Source organism: Streptomyces sp. CB02058 (genome assembly GCF_001905505.1).
In the GTDB taxonomy this organism is placed as follows: domain Bacteria; phylum Actinomycetota; class Actinomycetes; order Streptomycetales; family Streptomycetaceae; genus Streptomyces.
Window position 1 is genome coordinate 560,254 of the sequence record NZ_LIPG01000004.1, and the last position, 15,173, is coordinate 575,426.

The following is a 15,173-nucleotide window of genomic DNA, read 5'->3' on the forward strand; positions in this document are numbered from 1 at the left end:
GGTAAGGGCACCGCGAGTTGCGGAGCCCAACCCCCTGAGTCACGCTGGTCACACGTCACTGATGGTGCACCGGCGGTGACAGCGGAAGCAGCCCCGCCGGAAGCCGTTCAGGGCGGACCACGCATGACCAGAAACAGCAGTCAGCCATCTGCTGGATCCGTTCCTTCGTCTTCTTCCGGACCTATTTCGGGGAGTCGCAGCCGTGATCAGCGAGCCAAGCAGGCACTGCGCGGTGGAGCTCAAAGCTCTGCCGTCGCGGATCGGTCAGGTCCGCAGAATAATTTCGGCGCAACTGCGCTACTGGCATCTCGATCCTCTGATCGACCAGGCAGCGCTCGGTGTCACCGAACTGCTGACCAACGTCCACCGGCACGCACAGCCGGACAAATCGTGCACCGTCGAGATCGAGCTGCTGCTCGACCGGCTGACGGTCTCCGTCCACGACCACGACCCCCGGCTGCCGACCGTGTGCGACGCCGACTTCTCCGCCACCTCCGGGCGCGGACTGGCGATGATCGCCGCGGTCAGCGAGAGCTGGGGCGTACGACCGAGCGAGGACACCGGGAAGGTCGTGTGGTTCACCCTGCCCGCGCCCTCCTTCACCACCGCTCTTCCCCCTCTCCCGGTGTACGGGTCGACGACCGACGGGCCGTTCGACTCTGCCCCCGGAGGTCTCCTGGAGCCTGCGGCAGCACGGATCCGGGCCCGGTCGGCCGTCGTCGGCTGACGGGAACGGGGCGGCGCTCGCACGGAACGCGCACGGGAGCGCGTCGATCGCGAACGGATCGACGCGCTCCCGCGTTCCATGGCTCACGCCGTCACGACGGGCCGCTGTCGCCCTACGGACCCTCCTTGCCGTACGGGCCGCCGTTGTCGTACCGACCGTAGGGCTCGTCCAGGACGGAGAGCCTGCGCCAGTACTCGTCCTCGTCGATCTCGCCCGCGGCGAACCGTCGGCCCAGGAGGCCGATCGGCGACTGCTCGCCGGGCGGGCCGCCCCGGCGGACGCCGTGCGGCTGCTGCCAGGGGCCGCGCCGGACGGTGCGGCGCAGCAGCGTGACGACGCCGATGACGACGGCCGCCCAGACGAACGGGAAGAAGAGGATCCAGGGCCCGGGCCCTCCGGTGTGCGCCAGGGTGTTCATCTCGGTCAGCTCCTCGGTCGGGGTCGGTCCGCTTCCTTTCGTCTACGAGCCTGTCTCCGGGAGAGGGGCCGGGGCGTCGTACGGGCGGCGGCAGTCCGCGTACACCGGCGGGAGTACGCCCTGGCCTGGGGCCTGCTTCCGTGCCAACCACCCAGCTCCGGAGCCGGGGCTGCGGGAGACGCAGCACGCGCGTGGTCGGCCGGGGTGCCCGGGTGACCGCCCCGCGGGCGACGGGGAAACGGCCTCCCAACGGCCGGGGCGCTCCGGAAGGTCCCGCCGCAGTACGTGTGGCCGAGCCCGGCCCGCACGCTCCTCTGGGACGTAGGGACCGGTCAGGCCAGTGCGGCCAGCGGGTCGTCGAGCACGGGCTGCCAGGCCAGTTCGGCGGCGCCCACGAGGCTGTTGTGGTCCAGCGTGCAGGCCAGGATCGGCACGCTGCCACTGCGGCCCCACAGGCTGCGGTCCGCGACCACCGCGCGCAGGCGTTCGGGGTCGGCTTCCAGGAGGTCGCGGTGGAGTCCTCCGAGGATGATCCGGTCCGGGTTGAGGATGTTGACCAGGCCGGCGAGGCCGAGGCCGAGCCGGTCGATCAGTTCCTCGGCGGCGGCCCTTACCTGCGGGTCGCCGTACTCGGCGCGCAGCAGGTCGCCCGACTGCTTGAGCAGCGACTCCTCGGGGCCGGGCTCGCGGCGGGCGGCGGTCAGAAAGGCGAGGGGGTCCGTCTCGACGTCGAGGCAGCCGCGCCCTCCGCAGTGGCAGGGGCGGCCCTCGGGGTTCACCGTGAGGTGGCCCACCTCCAGGGCCAGTCCTGAACTCCCGCTGTGCAGACGGCCGTCCAGGACGAGCGCACCGCCCACGCCGCGGTGTCCCGTGGCGACGCACAGCAGGTGCTGGGCACCGCGGCCCGCGCCGTGCCGGTGCTCGGCGAGCGCGGCGAGGTTGACGTCGTTCGCGGTGAAGGCGGGTCCGGCGATGCCCGCTTCACGTACGCAGGCGGCGAAGATCTCCCGGACGGGTGCTCCGGCCGGCCAGGCGAGATGCAGGGGGTTGAGGGCCGTGCCCTCGGGTTCCGCGACGGCTGAGGGAACGGCGAGCCCCGCGCCGACGCAGCGCAGGCCGCTGTCGCGGAGGAGGCGGGCACCGGCGTCGACGACCTCGCCGAGTACCTGCGCGGGGTCGGCCATGACGGCGACGCAGCCGGGAGCGGTCGCGACGATCCGGCCACCGAGCCCCACGAGCGCGGCGCGGAAACCGTCGGAGTGCACCTGCGCGGCGAGCGCGACCGGGCCGCTGTCGAGGACGGAGAGCCGGTGCGAGGGGCGGCCCTGCGAACCGGCCGCGGAACCAGGGCTGGAGTCGACCTTGATGAGCCCGAGCGCTTCGAGCTCCGCGGCCACCGCTCCGGCGGTGGCCCGGGTGACACCGAGCTCCGCCGTGAGCACGGCGCGAGTGGGAGCGCGCCCGGTGTGCACGAGCTCCAGGGCGGGCCCGAGCGCGCTGCGGCCCCTCTCCAACTTCGTCCGCGTGGTGGTCGACTTGCCGTTCATGGGGGCGAGTCTCCCATGATCCGGAGCCATTGCCGACGCTCCGGCATCGCTCGGCGTTCACCGGGAGGTCACAGCGGCATCCGTCTTGCGTGCGGCGTCCTGACGCCTCTATGCTCACTTTGTGCCGCAACTAAACAAACTGCGGACGGCCCTGTCGGGGGAATCTGGCGGAGACACCGCCCCACCCCCGTCCGCACGCCTCCGTACCGCGCTGACCGTGTTCTTCGCCCTCGACGGCTTCCTGTTCGCAGGCTGGGTGGTCCGTATCCCGGCCATCAAGCACCAGACCGGCGCCACCGCCTCCACCCTCGGCCTCGCCCTGCTGGGCGTCTCTGCGGGCGCGGTGGTCACGATGATGCTGACGGGCAGGCTCTGCCGGCGTTACGGAAGCCATGCCGTCACGGTGGTCTGCGGTGTGCTGCTGTCGTTGAGTATCGCCCTTCCCGCACAGATGGGTTCGGCCCTCACCCTGGGCCTCGTACTGCTGCTCTTCGGCGCCGCGTACGGCGGGATGAACGTCGCGATGAACAGCGCCGCCGTCGATCTGGTCACCGCACTGCGGCGCCCCGTGATGCCCAGCTTCCACGCCGCGTTCAGTCTGGGCGGCATGGCAGGCGCCGGGCTCGGCGGACTCGTCGCGGGCAGCCTCTCGCCGTCGGCCCACCTCTTCGCCCTCACCGGCGTCGGACTCCTCGTCACCGCGGTGACCGGGCCCGTACTGCTGAGCAGCCGGGCTGCCGTCACACCCCCTCCGGAGCGGTCGGCCGGCAGCCCGGAGAAGCCGCAGCGGATGAGTGCGCGGGCACGGCGGATCGTGGTGCTCTTCGGCGTCATCGCACTCTGCACGGCGTACGGCGAGGGCGCACTCGCCGAGTGGGGCGCCCTGCACCTCAGCCAGGACCTGGACGCGAACGCCGGTCTCGCCGCCGCCGGATACTCCCTGTTCGCGCTGGCCATGGCCATCGGCCGGCTCAGCGGCACCACCCTGCTCGAACGCTTCGGGCAGACCCGCACGCTCGTGACGGGCGGGGTGATCGCGGCGGCCGGCATGCTGCTCGGCGCGCTCGCCCCGACCGTCTGGCTCGCCCTGCTCGGCTTCGCCGCGGCCGGCCTGGGCCTGGCCAACATATTTCCGGTCGCGGTCGGCAGGGCGGGCGCCCTGGCGGGCCCGAGCGGAGTGGCCGCCGCCTCGACCCTCGGCTATGGCGGCATGCTCCTGGGGCCGCCGGTGATCGGCTTCCTCGCCGACTGGATCTCGCTCCCGGTGGCGCTCGTGACGGTGACGGTGCTCGCCGCGACGGCGGCCGTACTGGGCTACACGGCCCGCAACGCGACGAACACCTGAACGACTGAGTAGACGTACTCAGGCACGAACCGCTCCCCCGGCGCACGATGGAAGCACCGACCATCCAAGGGGAGCGGGACATGGGTCACCTGGTGACGGCACGACAGCGGCTGCACGCGACGGCACGGCTGACCTTCGGCAACGCGGCTTCGCGGATCTATCTCGGGCTCGTGCTGGCGGTCGCGGTGTTCGTCGCGGTGGACACGCTCTTCGTGTCCCACGACGACGCTTCGTTCGCCGGCGTCTGGCTGTTCTTCCTCGCCGCGCCGACCGTTTTCGTCTTCCTCCTCGGCGGTTCCATGGCCGGTGCGGACAGCGGTCCCGCCTGGTTCCTCTACCTCTCGCTGGTCGTCTCGGTGCTCGTGCAGGCATGCGCGCTGGGGTGGTTCTCGCGGCTGTTGCGCGGTCCCCGCGGTGGCCGCTCGGCGCACCCTCAGGGCGCCTGACGGTTCTGGCACAATCGCGGGCGTGGAGATATCGGAGCACCTGTCATCCCTGTCCGCGGAGGGCCGTTCACTCGCCTCCGCCGCCCGCGAAGCGGGATCGGACGCCCCTGTCCCCACGTGCCCGGACTGGCGCGTGCGCGACCTCCTGCGGCACACCGGAACAGTGCACCGCTGGGCGACCGCTTTCGTCGTCGAGGGGCATCGGAGGCACCACCCCGAGGGTGGGGAACCCGATCTGGACGGCGACGCGCTCCTGGACTGGTTCACCGAGGGCCACGGCCTGCTGGTCGAGGCGCTGCGGGCGGCGCCCGCCGACCTGGAGTGCTGGACGTTCTTCGCCGCCCCGTCCCCGCTGGCGTTCTGGGCCCGCCGCCAGGCTCACGAGACAAGGATCCACCGGGTGGACGCCGAGTCGGCGCGCGGCGGCCCGCTGACGCCCGTGGCACCGGGCCACGCGGTGGACGGAATAGACGAACTGCTGGCCGGCTTCCACTCCCGGGCCAAGAGCCGGGTGCGCACCGGTTTCCCGCGCACGATGAGGGTGCGGGCCACGGACACGGGCACGGCGTGGACCGTCCACCTGTCCGCCGATCCGCCCCGGACGGTACGCGGCGAAGAGCCGGCAGCGCCGGCGGACTGCACGGTGGCGGGGCCCGCCCAGGACGTGCTTCTGGCCCTGTGGAACCGCCTGCCGCTCTCGTCCGTCGAGCTGTCGGGCGACCGTGCGGTCGCCACGCTCTGGGCCGAGAACTCGGCGGTCATCTGACAGCGGGGGCAACGCAGGAGTCCTGTCCGAGGTCCCGTTCCTGCCGCTTCGCGGTCAGGTGCCGCCCAGCATCCGGGTCAGCACCGCACGCTGGAGGGGCCGGGCGGCCGCATGGCGGGCCCGGCCCTCGTCCGTGAGCTCCACGCGTACACCGCGGCGGTCCTCGCTGCACATCGCGCGGCGTACGAGACCGTCCTTCTCCAGTCGTGCCACGAGACGCGACAGCGCGCTCTGGCTGAGATGGACCCGGGACGCGATCTCCTGGACGCGGAGACAGGCGGCGCCGGCCACCGTGCTCTCCGCGAGGATGTCCAGCACCTCGAAGTCACTGGCCCCCAGGCCGTGTCCGTCGAGCGCGCGGTCGAGCTCGCCCAGCGTCCTGGCGTGCAGCGCGAGCAGGTCACGCCACTCCTCGACGAGCGCACGCTCGGACTTCTTCACTGCCATGGCGGAACGCTAACAGAGACACGCGTGGTAGATGCACGGGAAACAGATGCATGTGCACTCATGCGGGGCGTGGGCGCGGGTGTCAGGGCCGTACGACCTGCTCGGCCGTGCCCCTTCCCTGTGTGCGGCCCAGCCGCTCGCTCAGCCCAGCCAGCCGGGCCGTACGAGCCCCGACTCATAGGCCAGCACCACGAGTTGCGCCCTGTCCCGGGCGCCGAGTTTGACCATGGCACGGCTGACGTGCGTCTTCGCGGTGAGCGGGCTGACGACGAGCCTGCGGGCGATCTCCTCGTTGGAGAGGCCGATGCCGACCAGGGCCATGACCTCCCGCTCGCGTTCGGTCAGTTCGTCCAGGACCGTGGCCGAGGCGGGCTCCTTGGAGCGGGCGGCGAACTCGGCGATCAGCCTCCGGGTCACCCCCGGCGAGAGGAGGGCGTCCCCGTCCACCACCGCGCGCACGGCGCGCAGGAGTTCCTCCGGTTCGGTGTCCTTGACCAGGAACCCTGAGGCGCCGGAGCGGATGGCCTCGAAGACGTACTCGTCGAGTTCGAAGGTGGTGAGCATGACCACCTTCACCTCGCCCAGCGCGGCGTCACCGGTGATGGCCCGGGTCGCGGCCAGACCGTCCAGCTTCGGCATCCGGATGTCCATGAGCACCGCGTCGGGGTGCAGTTCGCGGACGAGGCGTACGGCCTGTGCCCCGTCGGCGGCCTCGCCCGCGACCTCGATGTCCGGCTGCGCGTCCAGGAGGGCCCTGAACCCGGCCCGGACGAGCGACTGGTCGTCCGCAAGCAGTACGCGGATCACGGCGCCTCCTCCCTCTCCGCCCCGTCCGGCGAGGCCCCGGGACGCAGCGGAAGCTCCGCGGTGACCCGGAAACCGCCGTCGGTCCGGGGTCCGGCGTCGATCGTGCCACCCAGCGCGGCGGCCCGTTCCCGCATGCCGATGAGCCCGTTCCCGCTGCCGCCCGCGTCGCCGCCCGTGGCGGGCCCCTCGTCGTCGACCGACAGCCCGAGGTGCGAGCCCCCGTGGGTGATGCGGACGAGGGCGGTGCGCGATCCGGAGTGCCGCACCACGTTGGTCAGCGCCTCCTGCACGATACGGAAGGCGGCGAGGTCGGTCCCCGGCGGCAGGGGTCCCGGGGTCCCGTCCCGCTCGACGGTCACGGTGAGTCCGGCCCCGGCGGCCTGGTCGACGAGTTCGGGCAGGCGGTCGAGGCCGGGGGCGGGGGAACGGGGGGCGTCGCCCGGGGTACGGAGGTTCTCCAGGACCTGGCGCACCTCGCCGAGGGCCTCCTTGCTGGCGGACTTGATCGTGGTCAGTGCCGTGCGGGCCTGTTCGGGGTCGGTGTCGAGCAGGGCCAGCCCGACCCCGGCCTGGACATTGATGACGGAGATGCTGTGGGCCAGGACGTCGTGGAGTTCGCGTGCCATGCGCAGCCGCTCCTCGTCGGCCCGCCGCTTCTCCGCCGCCGCACGCTCCGCGCGGGCCGCCGCCCACTGCTCGCGGCGCACCCGGAGCAGTTCCGCCGCGGCGACGATCGCCGCGACCCAGGCCGTGACGGCCAACTCCTGCGCCCAGGGGGCGGGGCCGTCGCCGTCCGGCGGCAGCCATCGGTACAGCCAGTGCGCGGACAGCAGATGCCCTGCCCACAGCGCGCCCAGCGACCACCATGCGGCCTTGCGGTGCCCCGAGACGATGGCGCTGAAGCAGCCGACGGCCACGGCGAAGAAGACCGGGCCGTACGGATAGCCGAGCCCGAGGTAGACCAGCGTCGCTGCCGACGTACCGGTGACGGCGAGGACGGGGTGGCGATGACGCACGAGCAGTACGGCGACCGCCGCGAACAGCAGCAGCCCGGCGACGACGCCGAGCGGCTCCCTGTCCTGACCGTGGGCGGCAACGTTCGTCCCGACCATCACGATCACTCCGAGCACGATGGTCGAGGCCCACGGGATCCGGTTCTCGCGCCGGTCGGGGTCCCCGAACCGCCCCGGGCCGCCGAACCTTTCGAGCACGCCGCGCCGGTGCGTGTCCCCGAAGCTTCCGGAGCCCTGGCCCGCGCGTCTTCCTGGGCCGCGGCCGGTGCGCACCGGCCGGCCGGCGCAGCCCCGGCGCCACGGCGGGCCGTGTCCGGCCGGACGGCCGCCCGGGCCCTTGCCCGGGTCCGTGGGCGGGTGCGCTCGCAGATGGTGCATACCGGCAACGCTAGACGCGCGGGGCACCGGCGCGCGTCAGCCGGGCGTGGTGGTGCCGCGTACTCCCTGCGGAGTACCCCGGGCGGACCTGGGGGTGGTTCGGCGCGGGGGCGGGGGGCGCCCGGATTCACCTCGGCTCGGGGCGGTCTCGGGGGCCGGGCCCGGCTCGGGGTCCGAGGGCCCGGGTTCACCTCGGCCCCTCGGCCTCCAGCAAACGGCTCGTCCGGAACCGGGCTTCCGAGCCGACGCCTCCTCGCACACGAACTCCCGGACCGGCGGCTCCGCGTGCCGGGGCCGCGGGCCGGGCCTTGTCCCCTCAGGCTCCCCCGCCTGCGGCTCCGGCGGACCCGCCGTCCAGCAGGCCGACCGAGCGCCCGAGCTCGCCGGCGGCCCGGCGGAAGAACGGCTCACGCGCCTCGACCACGCGGTTGAACTGGCCGAAGAGCTCGAAGGAGATCAGACCGAAGAGCTGTGCCCACGCGGCGACAAGGGCGGCCACCGCGCCCGGCGGAAGGTCGGGGGCCAGGTCGGCCGCCATGCGCGCCGCCTCGGGACGCAGCTCGGCGTCGACCTCGGGGACGGCCAGGCCGTCGCTGCGGTGGGCGTCGCGTGCGAGGCCGATGAAGACGAGGCCCACCCGGGATGCCGGGCCCACCGTGTCCTGCGGGGCGGTGTAGCCGGGGACGGGCGAGCCGTAGATCAGCGCGTACTCATGGGGGTGGGCGAGCGCCCAGACCCGTACTGCGCAGGCGACGGTGACCCAGCGGCCGGTGTGGGGGCCGGCCGAGCCTCCGGGGGTCTTCCGGGCGGCCTCCGCCACCTCGCCCACCGCGTCGTAGGCGTCGACGATGAGGGCCGTCAGGAGGTCGTCCCGGCTGGGGAAGTAGCGGTAGAGCGCGGACGAGACCATGCCGAGTTCACGGGCGACGGCGCGCAGGGAGAGCTTCGCGGCGCCTTCCTCCGCCAGCTGTCTCCTGGCCTCGTCCTTGATCGCTGCGGTGACTTCGACGCGGGCTCGTTCCCTGGCTCCTCGGATGGTGCTCATGGGAAGAAGTGTGCCACGAAATCAGATCACTGAACATAAACGAGAGCACTGCTCTTGCTTTGGAGCGCCACACCAGTGCACACTGCTCTAAAGCGAGAGCACCGCTCTCCCAATCGGCAGGAGCCACCATGTCGCAGCAGCCGTACTACCTCCGGGGCAGCGCCTTCAACGTCTGGATGAACAGCCACATCGGCCGCCTCGCCCGCCTCGGGGTCAGCCTGCTGGGCACCGCCGAGATGTCCGTGCGCGGCCGCAAGAGCGGTCAGCTCCAGCGCATCCCCGTGAACCCCCACACCTACGACGGCGCGCAGTACCTCGTCTCCGCCCGCGGCCACTCCCAGTGGGTGCGCAACATGCGGGTGGCCGGCGGCGGAGAGCTGAGGGTCGGCCGTAAGGTCCGGGCGTTCACCGCCGTGGAGATCGCGGACGACGAGCAGAAGGTGCGGATCGTCCGCGCCTATCTGCAGCGCTGGGGCTGGGAGGTCAACCAGTACTTCCAGGGCATCACCGCGAAGTCGACCGACGCCGAACTCCTCGCCGCCTGCCCCGACCACCCGGTGTTCCGGATCACTGTCGAGAGCTGACGCGATCCGATCCCTGGCGGTCCATCACATGCAGCGCGCGCTGGGCCAGCGGATGCGAACGGACCAGCTCGGCCAGCGAGGTCGTCCCCCGGGTGATCCCCGCGAACGCGTTCCACGCGGGGCGGAAGCCCGTCAGGACCGCGTGCAGCAGACCGGGGCGCCGCTCGAACAGCTTGAGCATGCGCCGGCCGACGCCCATCTCCACCCCCAGTCCCGCCTTGATCGCGAACGCGTAGTTGAGCGCCTGACGCCGTGCGTCGACCGCGTCGTGCGCCTCCGCGATACGCACCGCCCACTCACCGGCGAGCCGCCCGGAACGCAGAGCGAAGGAGATGCCCTCCCTGGTCCAGGGTTCCAGCAGCCCGGCGGCGTCGCCACAGACCACCACCCGGCCGCGGGAGAGCGGCGAGTCCTCGCTGCGGCACCGGGTCAGATGACCGGAGGAGATCGTCGGCTCGAACCCGGCGAGGCCGAGCCGGCCGACGAAGTCCTCCAGATACCGCTTGGTGCCCGCCCCGTCGCCGCGGGCCGAGATCACCCCGACGGTCAGCGTGTCGCCCTTGGGGAAGACCCAGCCGTAACTCCCGGGCATCGGCCCCCAGTCGATGAGCACCCGGCCCGCCCAGTCCTCCGCGACGGTCTCCGGGACCGGGATCTCCGCTTCGAGGCCGAGGTCCACCTGATCGAGCTTCACACCGACATGAGCCCCTATACGGCCCGCGCTTCCGTCGGCGCCGACGACGGCGCGGGCGAGCACCGTCTCACCGTCGGCCAGCACCACGGCGACCGTGCGCCGGTCCGGCACGGCAGGACCGTGCTGTTCCACCCGCGAGACCGCCACACCCGTGCGCAGCTCGGCGCCCGCCTTCTGGGCCTCCTCGACGAGCCCGGCGTCGAACTCCGGACGGTTGATCAGCCCGAAGAGCATGCGCTTGGACCTGCGGGTCCGGGACAGCTTCCCGTTGAGCGAGAAGGTGACCGCGTGGATGCGGTCCTTGAGGGGCAGTTCGAACCCCGGCGGCAGGGAATCCCGAGAGAAACCGATGATTCCACCGCCGCACGTCTTGTAGCGGGGGATCTCCGCCTTCTCCAGCAACAGCACCCGACGGCCCGCCACGGCCGCCGCGTACGCCGCGGAAGCTCCGGCGGGACCCGCGCCGACCACGACGACGTCCCATACCGAGGACTCCTGCGGTACCGACGACGACTCTTCCGGCTCACGTCCGGCGTCTGCGTTCTCGCTGCTCACGATGTGCTTCTGCTCCCGATCCGACCAGTGGCCCAGCTGCTCACGGCATCCTACGGCGCGTCGCGGCCGAACTCCGCTGTGGGAGGATCAGCCATGAATTCGTTGTACACGGAACGTCGCACCCACGGCGTCGCCCACCGTCGCGTACACACCGCGCCATAGTCCTAACGTCGCACCCACGAGGAGCGTGCCCATGACCGCCCGTCCGATTTCCGAGACCGTTGCCTCGCTGATGCCCCGTGCGAAGGCGGAGCTGGCCGAGCTGGTGGCTTTCCGGTCGGTGGCGGACCCCGCGCAGTTCCCCAGGAGCGAGTGCGAGGCGGCGGCGGGCTGGGTGGCCGACGCCCTGCGGGCCGAGGACTTCCAGGACGTCGCCCTGCTCGACACACCGGACGGCAGCCAGTCGGTGTACGGCTACCTCCCCGGCCCGGTCGGCGCTCCCACCGTGCTGCTCTACGCGCACTACGACGTGCAGCCCCCGCTGGACGAGGCGGCCTGGCTGTCCCCGCCGTTCGAGCTGACCGAGCGCGACGGCCGATGGTTCGGCCGGGGCGCGGCGGACTGCAAGGGCGGGTTCATCATGCATCTGCTCGCGCTGCGCGCCCTCAAGGCGAACGGCGGGGTCCCGGTCTCCGTCAAGGTGATCGCGGAGGGCTCGGAGGAGCAGGGGACGGGCGGCCTCGAACAGTACGCCGAGGCGCACCCCGAGCTGCTGGCCGCCGACACGATCGTCATCGGCGACACCGGCAACTTCCGGGTCGGACTGCCCACGGTGACCGCGACGCTGCGCGGTATGACCATGCTGCGGGTCGAGCTGGACACCCTCGAAGGGAATCTGCACTCGGGGCAGTTCGGCGGGGCGGCCCCGGACGCGCTGGCCGCGATGATCCAGCTGCTGGCGTCCCTGCGGTCCGAGGACGGCACGACCACCGTCGACGGACTCACGACGGACGCGGCGTGGGACGGGCTGCAGTACCCGGAGGAAGAGTTCCGCACGGACGCCAAGGTGCTCGACGGGGTGGAGCTGATCGGTACGGGCACGGTCGCCGACCGGATCTGGGCGCGTCCCGCCGTGACCGTCATCGGCATCGACTGCCCGCCGGTCGTCGGAGCCACGCCGTCGCTCCAGGCGAGCGCCCGGGCGCAGATCAGCCTGCGGGTGCCGCCGGGCCAGGACGCGGCCGAAGCGACGAAGCTGCTGACCGCCCATCTCCGGTCGCACGCCCCCTGGGGCGCCAAGGTCTCCGTCGAACAGGTCGGCCAGGGGCAGCCGTTCAGGGCCGACACCAGCAGCCCCGCGTACACCTCGATGGCCGAGGCGATGCGGCTCGCCTACCCGGGCGAGGAGATGCAGTCCTCCGGCATGGGCGGGTCCATTCCGCTCTGCAACACCCTGGCGGCGCTGTATCCGCAGGCGGAGATCCTGCTCATCGGGCTGAGCGAGCCCGAGGCACAGATCCACGCCGTGAACGAGAGCGTGTCCCCCGAGGAGCTCGAACGGCTCTCGGTCGCCGAGGCTCTGTTCCTGCGGAACTACGCGGAGTCCAAGAAGAGCTGAGGCACCGCGCGGGGCCCTTGGGGTACGCGCTGAGCGAAGTCGCCCACAGCAGATTTCCGGCCGGTGGGCGACTTCATCTGCGTACGTTCATGGCATGGACGTCGTCGAAGTGCTACCCCACCTGCACATGTTCCGCTTCCCGATCGGGCAGGCCTATCTCTGGCGTGACGGCCGGGACCTCACCCTGGTCGACGCCGGCGACTTGCACGCGGCCGACGCCATCGAGGGCGGCGTCCGCCTGCTCGGCCTGGACCCGGGCCGGATACGGCGGATCGTGCTCACCCACGGCCACCGCGACCACTACGGGGCGGCCCAGGAGCTCTCGGACCGACACGGCGCCGAGATCCTGGCCCACCGGCTCGACGCCCCGGTCGTCCGGGGCGAGGAGCGCTCGCCCGACCCCGACCTGCACGACTGGGAACGCCCTTTGTACGCCCACGCGCTGACGGTTCCCGAGGCTCCTCCCACCCGCGTCGACCGGGAGCTGGAGGACGGCGCCGGCATACCTTTCGGCGGCGGTGCCAGGGTGGCGCACTCCCCCGGGCACACCCCCGGCTCCATCGGCCTTCATCTGCCGGTCCACGGAGTGCTGTTCACCGGGGACTCCGTGGCCGGAGTGGGCCGGGTGATGCTCGGCGTGTTCAACACCGATCGCACCCGGGCCCAGACGTCCTTCCGGCGGCTGGCTGCCCTGGCCCCCTCGGTCGCCTGCTTCGGCCACGGCGATCCGCTCACCACGGACACGGCGGCCGTCCTGCGGGCCGCCGCCGCCCGCTGAGGGGCCCCGGGCGTCACTTCCGCCAGAACGAATGGTGCGCCACACCGCTTGCGCTGGGCACGATTTTCGGTGGAACTGGCGGATGGCGGACGCCCCACCGCCGCGACGTCCCGGACAAGCCCCCAGGGCCCCGTTGCATGAACTCTTCGAAGCCGGCGAGCCTCGCATCGTCGCCGGCCACGACGCTGACGGGTGCGTCGTCTTCGCGCTCTCGCCCCGCCTGTCCACCGCACTCGCGGACGCCGGGCACGCCAGGTTGCGAGACGTCGCCGCCTCGTGGACTCGGCTGCGCGCGGAGGACGGCGAGGTCATCGGCGAGGAGATCGCCGACGTGATCGTGGGCGGTCTGGCTGCCCTCGTCAGCAGCGCCCGGCGCCGGAACCAGGACGTCTACTGCTGGGTCGCCTAACCGTTCATGCCCCAAACCGGATCGCGACGACCGCCGCGGTGACGGTGCCGAGGATGACGTCACCGCGCTCGGCGTAGCGAGTGGCGACCACTCGGGAGTACGTCGGGAGGCTGATCGCCCGCTCGACGGTGTCGCGCCTCCTGTAGCGGTCCCCGCCGAAGCCGGGCGGCCGTCCACCGCGTGCGCGCCTGCGCACCTGATCCGGCGCAGGAGCAGCCGGTGAGGCTGCGGACGGACGGCCCTCCCCCCGTGCCAAGGCCGTCCGCCGCAACCCGAACGGCCACGAAAGGACAGTTTCCGAGTCCGTGTCCGTGCCCGCTCACGTGCAAGGTTGGCTGAGCAGGCGACTGAGGGTCGACGTGATTTGGCCTAGCCCGAATAACGACATCTTGATCAGGCTCTGCGTATGCCTTTACGCATCCACTTCACAGCCGCAGATCTGGCCCGCACCCGGCTGGCCGATGCTCCTCGTCCCATGCTGGAGCTGGATATCGCGCTGCGACTGCTGCAGGAAGGCAGCCATCCCGTTCGGTTCGGTGCCTGGCGCAGGGAATCGCTGCGTCGTCTCTCGCCGAGGGTGCGTCGACTGTTCGATCTGACCCCGCCGACAGGGTGGACAGCAGGCTTTCTCGATCACGCCACTGCCGACAGTCTCGAAGAGGCGCTGGACCGGCTGCGAGCTACGCCTGCCACCCGTATCCGTATCGACATGAGGACCTGGTCCGAACGCGGTCAACAGCGTGTCGTGCCGGCCTGGACGCGGTCCCTCGGCAGCGACAAGCGGCTGATCACAGAATTGGCTGACACCGCCGCCCACGCCCATCGGCAGGTCATCGCCCCGTACCAGCAGCACATCGATACCCTCAGCCGTGCGGATCGGGCCCTGCGCGCCCACCAGGCCACCCAGGGCGGACTCCACACCTTGCTGGCCGGCCTCAACCCCCGCTGCATCCGGTGGAAAGAACCAGTGCTGGAACTCACCATGGCTTCCGGCACCGATGGAGACATCCATCTCGCAGGCCGCGGTCTGCTCCTGATCCCCTCGGTATTCGGATCGGAATACCCCGCCGTGGACGACACCGCCGAACCCCAGCCGTGGGTGACCTACCCCGTCGGCCTCCACGGCGCGGACCCGTTTCTGCCGCCCACGGACACGGCACGAGCTCTCAGCACCATCCCCGACTCCCTGACCGCTCTCCTCGGCCACACCCGTGCCGTGGTGCTGTGGACCATCAGCCGCCACCCCAACTGCACCACGACCGAACTCGCCCGCCACGCCGGCATCTCTCCGGCCAGTGCCAGCCAGCATGCGACCGTGCTCCGCACTGCCGGCCTCTCGCACACCACCAGGCACCACAACACCGCTCTCCACACCACCACCCCCGTCGGCAACCGCCTCCTCGAAGCGGCAACCTGAGAGCACCTCACTCACTCCGCGTGCGGACGGCCCGGCTCGTCGCCGGGCGTCGTGGTCGACGAGGCCGACAACGTCCGAACGTGCGCGACGCCCAGTACAAGGCCGGCCGGCAGCCCGTCCCCGAAGCGCGTGAGGATCTCACGCACCGGCCTGTGCTCCAGCCGGTTCATCGCCGTCGAAGGCGCTGTCTCCGGCCGGCCGTCGCCGCCCTCACGACGACCAGATCTGTGCCGGCCGTC

Annotated in this window: 17 protein-coding genes; 9 read left to right on the forward strand and 8 right to left on the reverse strand. The window is 71.9% G+C overall.

Annotation, left to right across the window (positions count from 1 at the left end; genetic code table 11):
* Positions 1-202 precede the first annotated feature (202 nt).
* Positions 203-727 (forward strand): ATP-binding protein, encoded by a 525-nt coding sequence (locus tag AMK10_RS23055; RefSeq protein ID WP_198959764.1) that lies wholly within the window; start codon positions 203-205, stop codon positions 725-727.
* Positions 728-839: 112 nt separating this feature from the next.
* Here the strand turns inward: AMK10_RS23055 and AMK10_RS23060 are convergent, their stop codons facing one another.
* Positions 840-1,145, reverse strand: a complete 306-nt coding sequence (locus tag AMK10_RS23060; protein ID WP_073749797.1) for an SHOCT domain-containing protein — start codon at positions 1,143-1,145, stop codon at positions 840-842.
* A gap of 332 nt (positions 1,146-1,477) precedes the next feature.
* Positions 1,478-2,692 (reverse strand): ROK family protein, encoded by a 1,215-nt coding sequence (locus tag AMK10_RS23065; RefSeq protein WP_073749798.1) that lies wholly within the window; start codon positions 2,690-2,692, stop codon positions 1,478-1,480.
* Positions 2,693-2,813: 121 nt separating this feature from the next.
* Here AMK10_RS23065 and AMK10_RS23070 point away from each other — a divergent pair, with 121 nt between their 5' ends.
* From AMK10_RS23070 to AMK10_RS23080, 3 genes are all read left to right on the forward strand, one after another.
* Positions 2,814-4,037: an MFS transporter gene (locus AMK10_RS23070; RefSeq protein ID WP_073749799.1), complete on the forward strand. Its 1,224-nt coding sequence runs from the start codon at positions 2,814-2,816 to the stop codon at positions 4,035-4,037.
* 80 nt (positions 4,038-4,117) lie between these two features.
* The gene (locus AMK10_RS23075; protein ID WP_073749800.1) at positions 4,118-4,483 is read left to right on the forward strand and encodes an SCO4225 family membrane protein; all 366 of its coding nucleotides are present in this window, start codon (positions 4,118-4,120) and stop codon (positions 4,481-4,483) included.
* Positions 4,484-4,505: 22 nt separating this feature from the next.
* The gene (locus AMK10_RS23080; protein WP_073749801.1) at positions 4,506-5,249 is read left to right on the forward strand and encodes a maleylpyruvate isomerase family mycothiol-dependent enzyme; all 744 of its coding nucleotides are present in this window, start codon (positions 4,506-4,508) and stop codon (positions 5,247-5,249) included.
* Between the two features lie 54 nt (positions 5,250-5,303).
* Here AMK10_RS23080 and AMK10_RS23085 read toward each other — a convergent pair whose 3' ends face one another.
* The 4 genes from AMK10_RS23085 to AMK10_RS23100 form a co-directional block, all read right to left on the reverse strand.
* Positions 5,304-5,696: a MarR family transcriptional regulator gene (locus AMK10_RS23085; RefSeq protein WP_073749802.1), complete on the reverse strand. Its 393-nt coding sequence runs from the start codon at positions 5,694-5,696 to the stop codon at positions 5,304-5,306.
* 141 nt (positions 5,697-5,837) lie between these two features.
* Positions 5,838-6,503, reverse strand: coding sequence for a response regulator (locus tag AMK10_RS23090; protein WP_073749803.1), 666 nt, complete (start codon positions 6,501-6,503; stop codon positions 5,838-5,840).
* Entirely contained in the window at positions 6,500-7,894 is a 1,395-nt protein-coding gene (locus AMK10_RS23095; RefSeq protein ID WP_382567196.1) for a sensor histidine kinase, read from the reverse strand. The genes AMK10_RS23090 and AMK10_RS23095 overlap by 4 nt, the downstream gene beginning before the upstream one ends.
* 316 nt (positions 7,895-8,210) lie before the next feature.
* Positions 8,211-8,939, reverse strand: a complete 729-nt coding sequence (locus AMK10_RS23100; RefSeq protein ID WP_073749805.1) for a TetR/AcrR family transcriptional regulator — start codon at positions 8,937-8,939, stop codon at positions 8,211-8,213.
* 128 nt (positions 8,940-9,067) lie between these two features.
* Here AMK10_RS23100 and AMK10_RS23105 point away from each other — a divergent pair, with 128 nt between their 5' ends.
* On the forward strand, positions 9,068-9,523 hold the full coding sequence (locus AMK10_RS23105; protein ID WP_073749806.1) for a nitroreductase/quinone reductase family protein: 456 nt from the start codon (positions 9,068-9,070) through the stop codon (positions 9,521-9,523).
* Here AMK10_RS23105 and AMK10_RS23110 read toward each other — a convergent pair.
* Complete coding sequence (locus AMK10_RS23110) at positions 9,507-10,772, reverse strand: geranylgeranyl reductase family protein (protein WP_073749807.1); 1,266 nt, start codon at positions 10,770-10,772, stop codon at positions 9,507-9,509. The genes AMK10_RS23105 and AMK10_RS23110 overlap by 17 nt on opposite strands.
* A 193-nt stretch (positions 10,773-10,965) precedes the next feature.
* Between AMK10_RS23110 and AMK10_RS23115 the strand changes: the two genes are divergently transcribed.
* The 3 genes from AMK10_RS23115 to AMK10_RS23125 all read left to right on the forward strand — a co-directional run bounded on the left by AMK10_RS23115 (position 10,966) and on the right by AMK10_RS23125 (position 13,517).
* Positions 10,966-12,330, forward strand: a complete 1,365-nt coding sequence (locus AMK10_RS23115) for a dipeptidase (protein WP_073749808.1) — start codon at positions 10,966-10,968, stop codon at positions 12,328-12,330.
* A gap of 94 nt (positions 12,331-12,424) precedes the next feature.
* A complete protein-coding gene (locus tag AMK10_RS23120) occupies positions 12,425-13,108 on the forward strand; it encodes an MBL fold metallo-hydrolase (RefSeq protein WP_073749809.1) in 684 nt (227 codons plus the stop codon).
* A 133-nt stretch (positions 13,109-13,241) separates the two neighbouring features.
* Positions 13,242-13,517, forward strand: a complete 276-nt coding sequence (locus AMK10_RS23125; protein WP_241839639.1) for a hypothetical protein — start codon at positions 13,242-13,244, stop codon at positions 13,515-13,517.
* A gap of 4 nt (positions 13,518-13,521) precedes the next feature.
* Here the strand turns inward: AMK10_RS23125 and AMK10_RS23130 are convergent, their stop codons facing one another.
* Positions 13,522-13,713 (reverse strand): hypothetical protein, encoded by a 192-nt coding sequence (locus tag AMK10_RS23130; protein ID WP_079180837.1) that lies wholly within the window; start codon positions 13,711-13,713, stop codon positions 13,522-13,524.
* A 279-nt stretch (positions 13,714-13,992) separates the two neighbouring features.
* Here AMK10_RS23130 and AMK10_RS23135 point away from each other — a divergent pair, with 279 nt between their 5' ends.
* On the forward strand, positions 13,993-14,934 hold the full coding sequence (locus AMK10_RS23135) for a winged helix-turn-helix domain-containing protein (RefSeq protein ID WP_158070895.1): 942 nt from the start codon (positions 13,993-13,995) through the stop codon (positions 14,932-14,934).
* Positions 14,935-15,173: the final 239 nt, after the last annotated feature.

What these genes read in the sequence shown, in the direction of transcription:
- AMK10_RS23060 (WP_073749797.1), bottom strand. Translation starts at nt 1,145, where the DNA reads ATGAACACCCTGGCGCACACCGGAGGGCCCGGGCCCTGGATCCTCTTC.
- AMK10_RS23065 (WP_073749798.1), bottom strand. Translation starts at nt 2,692, where the DNA reads ATGAACGGCAAGTCGACCACCACGCGGACGAAGTTGGAGAGGGGCCGC.
- AMK10_RS23075 (WP_073749800.1), top strand. Translation starts at nt 4,118, where the DNA reads ATGGGTCACCTGGTGACGGCACGACAGCGGCTGCACGCGACGGCACGG.
- AMK10_RS23085 (WP_073749802.1), bottom strand. Translation starts at nt 5,696, where the DNA reads ATGGCAGTGAAGAAGTCCGAGCGTGCGCTCGTCGAGGAGTGGCGTGAC.
- AMK10_RS23095 (WP_382567196.1), bottom strand. Translation starts at nt 7,894, where the DNA reads ATGCACCATCTGCGAGCGCACCCGCCCACGGACCCGGGCAAGGGCCCG.
- AMK10_RS23100 (WP_073749805.1), bottom strand. Translation starts at nt 8,939, where the DNA reads ATGAGCACCATCCGAGGAGCCAGGGAACGAGCCCGCGTCGAAGTCACC.
- AMK10_RS23105 (WP_073749806.1), top strand. Translation starts at nt 9,068, where the DNA reads ATGTCGCAGCAGCCGTACTACCTCCGGGGCAGCGCCTTCAACGTCTGG.
- AMK10_RS23115 (WP_073749808.1), top strand. Translation starts at nt 10,966, where the DNA reads ATGACCGCCCGTCCGATTTCCGAGACCGTTGCCTCGCTGATGCCCCGT.
- AMK10_RS23120 (WP_073749809.1), top strand. Translation starts at nt 12,425, where the DNA reads ATGGACGTCGTCGAAGTGCTACCCCACCTGCACATGTTCCGCTTCCCG.
- AMK10_RS23135 (WP_158070895.1), top strand. Translation starts at nt 13,993, where the DNA reads ATGCTGGAGCTGGATATCGCGCTGCGACTGCTGCAGGAAGGCAGCCAT.